Consider the following 8,540-nt stretch of genomic DNA (forward strand, 5'->3'; position numbering starts at 1 on the left):
TCTCGACCTTCGCGCCGGGGATCGGCTGACCGTTCACGTCGCGCACCTGGCCGGTGAGCCACATGGTCTCGCCATCAGGGTCGCTGCCATCGTCCATCCGCGCAAAGCCTTCCGCCTCGGGGGCGCCAGCCACGTAGAGCGGACCTTCGATGGTGCGCGGGGTGCCGCCGGTGCGCTTGGCTTCGGCATCGATAGCGTCCTGGCGCATATCGAGGAAGTGGTCAAAGCCCAGCCCTGGGGACAACAGGCCGAACTGGGTCTGGCTACCCAGCGCGTTGAGCAGGTTCACGGCGGCCCAGTACTCCTCTTCGCTGACATCGAAGTCGTCGATCAGTTTGAACAGGTCGCCGACCAGGCGATGGACAATCTGCTTGGCGCGGTCGTTGCCGCCGGCTTGGTCAAGGCCCGCCACGGCATTCAGAAAGGTTTGGACTTCGGGGGTGTCGAAGATTTTTACAGTCATTAGGATGCTCCTCTCTATTGTTGTAGGCTTGATAGGTGAAGATGCCTCGACTAATTCAATACGGCTTGTAACTGACGAGCGGCAATGACATCTTCTTGTGGGTCATGGTTCCAAAGCCAGTCGAAGCGGTTTTCCAAGTTTTCGATTAGCTTGGCCTCATCGTCACCGATGCCAACACCAGCATATTCATAGACATCCCCAGCCTCATGTGACGTTCTCTGCACTTTGCAGGTGCGTGCGTGACGCACTTGTTCAAAAGCAGCTAAGACATCGTTCACTGTGTGGCGATCACAATGTTCATCCGTGAGGAGGCTTGCGAGTACGTAGGCATCTTCAAGCGCCTGACCAGCTCCGGCACCTTGGTGAGGAACCAGTGCATGGGCGGCGTCGCCGACAATCAGCACACGGTCACGATGGTAGCGGGCGAGTTCGGGTAACTCATGCAGCGCCCAACGCGTTGGCTCAGGAATGCATTCAAGGATTGCTTGGCAGGCTGGACTCCAACCCTTGAATACTTCCAGCATTTCCTTCTGGCTGGTGGCTTGTACCCACTCTTCACCTTCGGCAAGTTTAGGGTTCGGTGTAGAGCGGTCAGTAATAAAAGCGACAACATTGATCAGTTGCGACTGCTTAACGGGGAAAGTCAGGATGTGCCGGTCTTTACCGAGATACATTTGGGGCACAAGAGCTAGGCGCTTCTCGCTACCTTTAGCCTCTAAAGCGGCCTCTAGCTCATCGGTGGGGATCATGCCGCGATAGGCATAAGTACCACTCCAAAACGGATTTATCTCGCCGTACTGCTCGGGAGGCAAAACATGGCGGCGTACAGCGGACTTAATTCCATCGAAGCCGATGATCACATCGCCGGTAAAGTGTGTGCCATCGTCGAAGTAAGCTGTTGCGCTATCGGCATCTTGCTTAACCTCGACACAGCGCTTGCCGAAGTGAGCAATACCTTCAGGAAGGTTGGCAACAATGGCATCCAAAAAATCGGCACGGTGTACCGAAGATTGACCAACCCCCGGCGCTAAACTAGCAGTTAAGTAAGCATCATCACTACCACGCCGCCACTCAAACCAAACATCTTCAAAGGGAGCGGGAGAAGAATCGGCAATGCGTTGATAGGAGGTTTCTAAGCCCAGCCGCTGAATAGCCTTTACAGCGTTAGGGCCAAAAGAAACCCCAGCACCAATTTCAGAGAACTGAGGAGCGGCTTCGAAAAGCTGAACATCAAGCTGGCTATCGCGGGATAGCGCGACGGCGAAGGCCACACCACCAATACCGCCACCGACAATGCCAATCGAAAGACGCTTTTGCTGTGTATTTGCTACTGTGTTTTTAGCTACCATGATTCCACTCTGCTCAGGGGCTTATCGTTGTATGTTGAGCGTCATGCTCTTCCCCTAACGCTATTCGGGAGCTTCAACAGCCACCACACAGCCTCCTTCATTCAGACTATAAACGGCGTTAATAACAATATGAATCAACCAGTTAAAAACATTATAAACAGACGCATTCAACTATTGTTGGATACGTGGCGAGGCGCTAGGTAATGGAGAAACTTGCCAATATTGACCTTAATCTGCTGGTCGTTTTTGACTTATTGTACCAAGAGCAAAATACGCAGCGGGTCGCATTACGCTTGGGTATCACTCAGCCAGCGGTCAGCCATGCTTTAAAGCGATTGCGTCACTTGCTGGAAGACGAACTTTTCGAGCGTACTTCGCAAGGGCTGCAACCTACGCCTCGTGCTAGCCAACTTCACCCCGGCATTGCGGATGCATTAGCGAAAATGCACGACACCTTGAAGCTTTGCGATGATTTCAACCCCGCAAAGAGTGATCGCACATTCCATATCAACATGACTGATATCGGTGAAATAGTGTTTCTCCCACGCCTGCTACAGCACCTCTCCCTCCATGCTCCGGGCGTCTCAATCAACTCCGTGCGCAGCCATAATAATGACCTGAAACACGAGATGGAGGAGGGAAAGATCGACCTGGCCGTTGGTCTAATCCCACAGCTAGGCGCCGGTTTTTACCAGCAGCGGCTATTTGTGCAACGCTATGTTTGCCTAATGCGCGAAGATCACCCGCTCGCCACTGGGGATTTTAGCCTTGATTATTTTCGCACGGCGCACCATGCTGTGGTGGTTGCCCAAGGCACTGGACACGGTATTATCGAAGAGCAGCTGGCGAACGCGGGGGTTAAGCGGCCAGTTCGATTAACCCTGCCACATTTCGCAACCGTTCCCTATATCGTCAGCAGCAGCGATCTTATTGTGACAGTGACCAATAAACTAGCCGAAGCAACCTGCCAACGCTTTGGGTTAATCGCTCGTGAGCACCCTCTGGCATTCCCCGAGATTCCGATCAATCTTTTCTGGCACCGCCGCTTTCATCAAGACCCTGGCAACCGCTGGTTAAGAGGGCTTATGTTTGAGATATTTTCTGAGTAGTCAATCACTCAGCACCTCCCTTCAGCGTGTTTTATTTGGCACGCTGTCGTGACCAATAGAACATGCCTGATGCTTTGTTCAATATTATGGTGGATAACTGCTTATCACTGGGTCTCCCCGCTAAACCATAACAGACATGCAGTGGCAGTAAGTGCTCTTCTCTTGGATGACAGAAGCGTGCGTAAGGGGCCTTATCCCAGTTAGCCAAACGACGGTAGCGCTCTGATTCATCAATATCTTGGCGGGAGCATGTATCCACTAACCACTCTTCGAAGGCTTGGTTCTTGGCTTGGCTCTCTGGCGTAATAGGGCTAAAGAATTCCCGCATGTTGTGGAATGAAAAACCCGACCCAATCACCAGTAGGTTCTCGTGTTCCAGAGATTTGAGCGCTCGGCCGATGGCAAGGTGCGTATCCGCACTGAGGGTGTTAACCAATGACAGCTGTACACAAGGAATGTCAGCCTCCGGGTACATTATTTTGAGCGGAACAAAAACGCCATGATCAAATCCACGCTTAGTATCTAGCACGGACGAAATGCCAGCCTTGTTAAGTGCTTTGTTCACCTGTTGGGCCAACTCAGGCTCTCCCTGACAGGGGTACTGAATTTGATACGCTTCGGGTGGGAAGCCTCCATAGTCATAGATTAGCTCTGGGGCCGCCCCTGATGTGATGGTAGGCACCGACGCTTCCCAGTGGGCGCTAATAATTAAAATGGCAGACGGTTTGCTGATGACCCTAGCTATCTCTTGTAGCGACTCAACCATCTCTTGATGATCTGGGTCACCTAATAGGGGCAGAGGCCCACCGCCGTGGGAAAGAAATAAAATGTCTGGAGAGGCGTTCATTATCATGCTCCTGTGGTGATGTAAGGTTTCATGCATGCCATAACGCATCAGTTACACTATCCATCCAAGAACTACAGGGATGCCGGACCTACCGGCACAATACTGCTGGGATTCAGCGCTTTGATGGAATAATACCCTGCTTTGATATGCTCAATATTAACCGTATCGGCAATGCTATTAATGGTATAGATACGTTGCATATAAGCATGCAAGTTAGGCATGGTGTTAAGCGTATTCCTATTGCATTTGAATAGCCCGTGATAGGCAGCATCAAACCTTACCAATGTCACGAATAGCCGCACATCGGTCTCGGTCAACCGTTCGCCAAACAGGTAAGCGCGTCCATCTGACAAGCGCGCTTCGAGTTCATCCAAGGTGAGAAATACCTTTTCATACGCCTCTTCGTACGCCTGCTGAGACGATGCAAACCCTGCTTGGTAAACCCCGTTATTGAGGTTTTTATAAATAACCTCGTTCAATGCATCAATGTGAGCGGCTAAATCTAATGGGTAAAGGTTCGGTCCTTGCTGACCAAACGCGTCGAACGCCGTGTTGAGCATGCGCAGAATGTCAGCTGACTCATTGCTGACAATGGTGCGTGTTTTCTTGTCCCACAAAACGGGCACGGTGGCTCGACCGGTGTAGGTTGAGTCGGCTTGAGAATACAGCTCATGCAGATAATGGGCACCGTTAAGGCTATCATCATGAGCACCGGGATAGCCGCCAAACTGCCAGCCTTGGTCTGTTAACTTGGGGTTAACAACCGTTACGCTGATCAGCCCCGTTAACCCTTTCAACTGGCGCGCCATCAGCGTGCGGGAAGCCCAGGGGCAAATATAAGCAACGTAGAGGTGATAGCGGTCTTTTTCGGCTTTAAAGCCCCCCTTACCTGTTATACCAGGCGAGCCGCCTGGCGTGATCCAGTGGCGAAAAGACGATAATTGGCGAATAAACCGCCCCTCTTCGTCTTTAGCCTGAACAGGGTGCCAGTTTTCTTGCCATGTTCCGTTAACCAACATAGTAATCTCCTTCCTCCAAAATAAGCCCCGTCAATACGGCGGGGCGATCGGTATGCTAGGTTATTGGCGACCATGAAAGAGCTGCGACTGCAGCAAACTATCGACTGACAAGCGCCCTGCGCCTTGAATCGCTAACGCGGTGGTCATCGCGAAAAGAGCAAGTGCGTATTCATAGCCGTTGTTCGTCAGGAAGAGGCCGTTACTCACATGGACGCTGAAAATAGCGACTAGCATCGTGATGGCTGAGGCAATCGCCGCGGGACGCGTTAGAAGCCCGAGGAATAAAGCGATCCCACCCAAAAACTCGGCGCTGCCTGCCAGTAATGCCATGGCATAGCCGGGCTCAAGCCCGATACTGGTCATCCATTGTCCGGTGCCTTCCAAGCCGTAGCCTCCGAACCAGCCAAATAATTTTTGTGCACCGTGTGCCGCTAATATCAGACCGACCGGCAGTCTTAAAGCCAGGGCCGCATAGCCGCCAGTGGAGTTAAATAAAGTGTGTGCGAATTGGTTTTTCATGAGTGGTTCCTCGAATAGCGAATGGTTTATTCAACAAGCTTTGCGTTACTGATGAACGCACTTTACTCTCGCCATGAAGGAACAATAAGGCCGGATATGTTGCATGATTAACAACAAAGCGTTGATAATTTTTATTTCCATCAGGGATAGGGAAACGAATGGATCGTCTTGATGCCATGAGAGCCTTCGTCAACGTGGTTAGCGAAGGCACCTTCACCCAGGCCGCCGAGCGACTTGAAATGTCGCCTCAGCTCGTCAGTAAATATGTGTCTCAGTTGGAAGACCGCCTCGGAGTGCGCTTGTTGAACCGCACCACTCGCAAAGTGCATCTCACAGAAGCGGGTATTCGTTACGTTGAGCATGCCCAGCAGGTGCTTGACGACATCGACGATATGGACAGTCAGCTCAATGACTTACAAGAAGGCGCACGAGGTCGTTTGCGGATCAGCGCGCCTGTTTCCTTCGCGACACTGCACTTAGCGCCACTACTGGCTGACTTCCAGCAGGCACATCCGGCCGTCAGCATTGACTTACAATTGAACGATAGAAAGGTGGATATCGTAGAGGAAGGGTTTGATATTGCCTTACGCATTGGTCATTTGAAGAGCTCTTCCTTGATCGCGAAATTTATCGCCCCCGTGCGACTGGTAATATGCGCCTCGCCTGACTATTTAGCCCGCTATGGCACCCCTACAAGCCCCAGTGAACTTAAGCAACATCGATATCTGCGTTACAGCTATATGGAGCATGATATGGGACTGCCCGCCACAGAGTGGCTCCCAATCGCTGGACGGCACCAAGAGGGGGACTTGATCAGTAACAATGGCGATGTGTTGACCAAAGCCGCTATTCAGGGGGCAGGTATTGCCATTCAGCCGACCTTTATCTCTGGCGCAGCGATTGCCAAGGGCAGCCTAAAAGTGATTCTTCCTGAGTGCGAACCAGCGCCTTTAGGTCTTTATGCTGTTTATGCGCACCGCAAATTATTGGCGAGTAAGGTGAGGTGTTTTATCGACTTTTTAGACGGATATTTCGGTGACCCGCCGTACTGGGATGACTTTGAAACTGGCGAATAAATCTTGTTTATCCCTTACCGCTTGTTCGTAATGTGTATTGCCTTCCGCTTAGAAAAACAGGATCACTTATCATGAGCAGTCCGGTTTTTTCTGACAATCCACGTGCCATTGTCTATTTTGTTGCCGTTGCCAAAGCGGGCAGCTTTACCGCTGCGGCAAATGAATTGGGTGTTTCTAAATCGGCGCTAGGAAAAAGTGTTTCTAAGCTGGAACAGCACTTAGCTACCAAATTACTTTATCGAACCACGCGTAAGCTAAGCCTTACCACGGAAGGGGAAGCTTATTTTGCCAGCTGCCAAAGCGCGCTCGACACACTGCAGGCTGCAGAAACATCGCTACGCTCAAAGCTGAGTGAACCATCCGGTACCGTTCGGATTGATATGCCCGCCGCTTTTGGTCGGTCTGTGATGATGCCTATTTTGTTAGGCATGACCGAACGTTATCCGCACCTGAAGCTTACCCTCACCTTCAATGATCGCATCATTGACCCGCTGGATGCCGGATTTGATCTCGCCATCCGCTATGGTGCCTTGAAGGACAGTGCCGACCTGGTCGCCAAGAAGCTCAATGACCAGCACCTCGTGCTCTGTGCATCGCCTAGCTACCTTGAACGCTATGGATGCCCACAGAACTTACAGGCGCTGAGTCAACACCGTTGCCTGATGGCTTGGCGCGGTGGGTCACCGTTGAGCTGGCGAGTCAAAGACGATAATGGGCAGGAAGTGAGGTTTAATCCCCCACCTTTTCATCAAATAAGCGATGGCGACGCCATGATGGATGCCTGCATAGCAGGCGCGGGGATCGTTCAGTTTCCAGAGGCATTGCTGCGACCTTTTATCGTTCAGGGAAAGTTGCTGACGATCCTCCCCGAGTTCGCCCCCTCCCCGACAGAACTTAATATTATTTGGCCACGCTCATATCAGCTGCTACCGAGCGTTCGCTTTATTATCGATGAACTGGTTTCGTTGGCAGATCGGAATATTTTCGGCTGATTGTAGAATTTAGCTCTACTCTGAATCCGGTTGTAGCGTGTTTATCAGCCCTTATGGCAGGACTAAACTGCTTTCTTGAGCAACAAGCTCGATGAAGCACTCCGTTCACAACCCCAAGAGAATTCACCATGCCAGTCGTAAATATTCAAATGTTTGATGGCCGTGACGAAGCCAAACCTGCTATTGCCAAAGCCGTCACCGATGCGATTGCTCAGCATGGCAACATCGACCCGCAATACGTCTATGTCATTTTCAATGACGTATCCATGGACAACTGGGCCATTTCCGGTGAGATCTTTTCTGAAACGCTCAAAAAATCGAGCTAGTACTGTCCGTTCCCCTAGGTTAGCGCTACTCGGATCATTGGCAGCATTAACTTAAGCCGTTGCGATAAAAATCGCAGCGGCTTACTTCTTTTGAAGCCCAATCAGCTAATTTTATTCAAATATCTCTACTGCCATTTGAATAAAATTATTGAGCACAGGAGATACATTGCCTGCTCGCCACGCTAGCCATAGCGGCATATCACAGGTGGTTAACTCCTCCAGCTCAATAAAACAGATGCCGGGCATGGGATGGCTACGACTGGCGGCTGGTACAATTGATACACCCAACCCTGCTGCCACCATACTAAGAATGGTGATGTTATCAGCGCCATACTGCACAACGCGGGGCTCAAAATTTAGTCGAGAAAAATGCGCGACCATTCGATCATAATAGACCGGCGAAATCCCACGATATCCCTGCGTATTCCGGCGAACGTGACCGGTCATTACGGTGATCGTGACCGATTTGCACACGGCCTTCACGCTGGAGAGAGTTTTGTACGCTGAGCGGTCACGATGGGTCAACCGATTCCGTTTTTTGTGCGTTGGTTTTTCTCAGTGATTCCCCTTTCAGATTGAGTCGGTGAGCGCCGTGCAGGAGCCGATCCATGATGGCGTCTGCCAGCGTGGCGGAGCCGATGTAGTCATGCCAGTGCTCCGTGGGTAACTGGCTGGCGATGAGGGTGGAGCCCCGCCCGTGTCGGTCTTCGATCACTTCCATCAGGTCCTGCCGCTGCTGCGCCGTGATCTTCTGCATGCCCCAGTCATCCAGGATCAGCAGGTTGGTCTTCAACAGCTGGTTCATCAGCCGACCGTAGCTACCATCACCGTGCGCGATGC

General features: G+C 51.5%; 11 protein-coding genes. 4 read left to right on the top strand and 7 right to left on the bottom strand.

Going from position 1 to position 8,540, the window contains the following annotated elements; translation table 11 throughout:
* Both NH344_RS17585 and salA read right to left on the bottom strand, forming a co-directional pair.
* Positions 1-463 (bottom strand): dioxygenase (locus NH344_RS17585; RefSeq protein WP_290444097.1); only part of this gene is annotated, 463 nt, incomplete at its 3' end.
* A 50-nt stretch (positions 464-513) separates the two neighbouring features.
* Positions 514-1,812: a salicylate 1-monooxygenase gene (gene salA, locus NH344_RS17590; RefSeq protein WP_253028240.1), complete on the bottom strand. Its 1,299-nt coding sequence runs from the start codon at positions 1,810-1,812 to the stop codon at positions 514-516.
* Positions 1,813-2,015: 203 nt separating this feature from the next.
* On the opposite strand from salA, the gene NH344_RS17595 reads away from it, so the two are divergent.
* Positions 2,016-2,921 (top strand): LysR family transcriptional regulator, encoded by a 906-nt coding sequence (locus NH344_RS17595; protein ID WP_253028241.1) that lies wholly within the window; start codon positions 2,016-2,018, stop codon positions 2,919-2,921.
* 31 nt (positions 2,922-2,952) lie between these two features.
* On the opposite strand, the gene NH344_RS17600 is transcribed toward NH344_RS17595, so the two are convergent.
* From NH344_RS17600 to NH344_RS17610, 3 genes are all read right to left on the bottom strand, one after another.
* Entirely contained in the window at positions 2,953-3,768 is an 816-nt protein-coding gene (locus NH344_RS17600) for a class III extradiol ring-cleavage dioxygenase (protein WP_062375045.1), read from the bottom strand.
* 71 nt (positions 3,769-3,839) lie between these two features.
* Positions 3,840-4,787: a glutathione S-transferase family protein gene (locus NH344_RS17605; RefSeq protein ID WP_253028242.1), complete on the bottom strand. Its 948-nt coding sequence runs from the start codon at positions 4,785-4,787 to the stop codon at positions 3,840-3,842.
* Positions 4,788-4,847: 60 nt separating this feature from the next.
* On the bottom strand, positions 4,848-5,306 hold the full coding sequence (locus NH344_RS17610; protein ID WP_253028243.1) for a DoxX family protein: 459 nt from the start codon (positions 5,304-5,306) through the stop codon (positions 4,848-4,850).
* A gap of 158 nt (positions 5,307-5,464) precedes the next feature.
* Between NH344_RS17610 and NH344_RS17615 the strand changes: the two genes are divergently transcribed.
* The 3 genes from NH344_RS17615 (at position 5,465) to NH344_RS17625 (ending at position 7,700) form a co-directional block, all read left to right on the top strand.
* The gene (locus NH344_RS17615) at positions 5,465-6,382 is read left to right on the top strand and encodes a LysR family transcriptional regulator (RefSeq protein WP_253028244.1); all 918 of its coding nucleotides are present in this window, start codon (positions 5,465-5,467) and stop codon (positions 6,380-6,382) included.
* Between the two features lie 32 nt (positions 6,383-6,414).
* Positions 6,415-7,374 (top strand): LysR family transcriptional regulator, encoded by a 960-nt coding sequence (locus tag NH344_RS17620; protein WP_253028245.1) that lies wholly within the window; start codon positions 6,415-6,417, stop codon positions 7,372-7,374.
* Between the two features lie 128 nt (positions 7,375-7,502).
* A complete protein-coding gene (locus NH344_RS17625) occupies positions 7,503-7,700 on the top strand; it encodes a 4-oxalocrotonate tautomerase family protein (protein ID WP_062375038.1) in 198 nt (65 codons plus the stop codon).
* A gap of 111 nt (positions 7,701-7,811) precedes the next feature.
* On the opposite strand, the gene NH344_RS17630 is transcribed toward NH344_RS17625, so the two are convergent.
* Positions 7,812-8,147 carry a LysR family substrate-binding domain-containing protein gene (locus NH344_RS17630; RefSeq protein WP_253028246.1) on the bottom strand — a complete coding sequence of 112 codons (336 nt, stop codon included), beginning with the start codon at positions 8,145-8,147 and terminating at the stop codon, positions 7,812-7,814.
* A 64-nt stretch (positions 8,148-8,211) separates the two neighbouring features.
* Positions 8,212-8,540 (bottom strand): ATP-binding protein (locus NH344_RS17635; protein WP_253028247.1); only part of this gene is annotated, 329 nt, incomplete at its 5' end.

The organism is Halomonas sp. Ps84H-12 (assembly GCF_024124725.1).
Taxonomy (GTDB): domain Bacteria; phylum Pseudomonadota; class Gammaproteobacteria; order Pseudomonadales; family Halomonadaceae; genus Vreelandella; species Vreelandella aquamarina.

Coding starts and splice junctions, on each gene's coding strand:
- salA (WP_253028240.1), bottom strand. CDS start 1,812: ATGGTAGCTAAAAACACAGTAGCAAATACACAGCAAAAGCGTCTTTCG.
- NH344_RS17595 (WP_253028241.1), top strand. CDS start 2,016: ATGGAGAAACTTGCCAATATTGACCTTAATCTGCTGGTCGTTTTTGAC.
- NH344_RS17600 (WP_062375045.1), bottom strand. CDS start 3,768: ATGAACGCCTCTCCAGACATTTTATTTCTTTCCCACGGCGGTGGGCCT.
- NH344_RS17605 (WP_253028242.1), bottom strand. CDS start 4,787: ATGTTGGTTAACGGAACATGGCAAGAAAACTGGCACCCTGTTCAGGCT.
- NH344_RS17610 (WP_253028243.1), bottom strand. CDS start 5,306: ATGAAAAACCAATTCGCACACACTTTATTTAACTCCACTGGCGGCTAT.
- NH344_RS17615 (WP_253028244.1), top strand. CDS start 5,465: ATGGATCGTCTTGATGCCATGAGAGCCTTCGTCAACGTGGTTAGCGAA.
- NH344_RS17625 (WP_062375038.1), top strand. CDS start 7,503: ATGCCAGTCGTAAATATTCAAATGTTTGATGGCCGTGACGAAGCCAAA.
- NH344_RS17630 (WP_253028246.1), bottom strand. CDS start 8,147: ATGACCGGTCACGTTCGCCGGAATACGCAGGGATATCGTGGGATTTCG.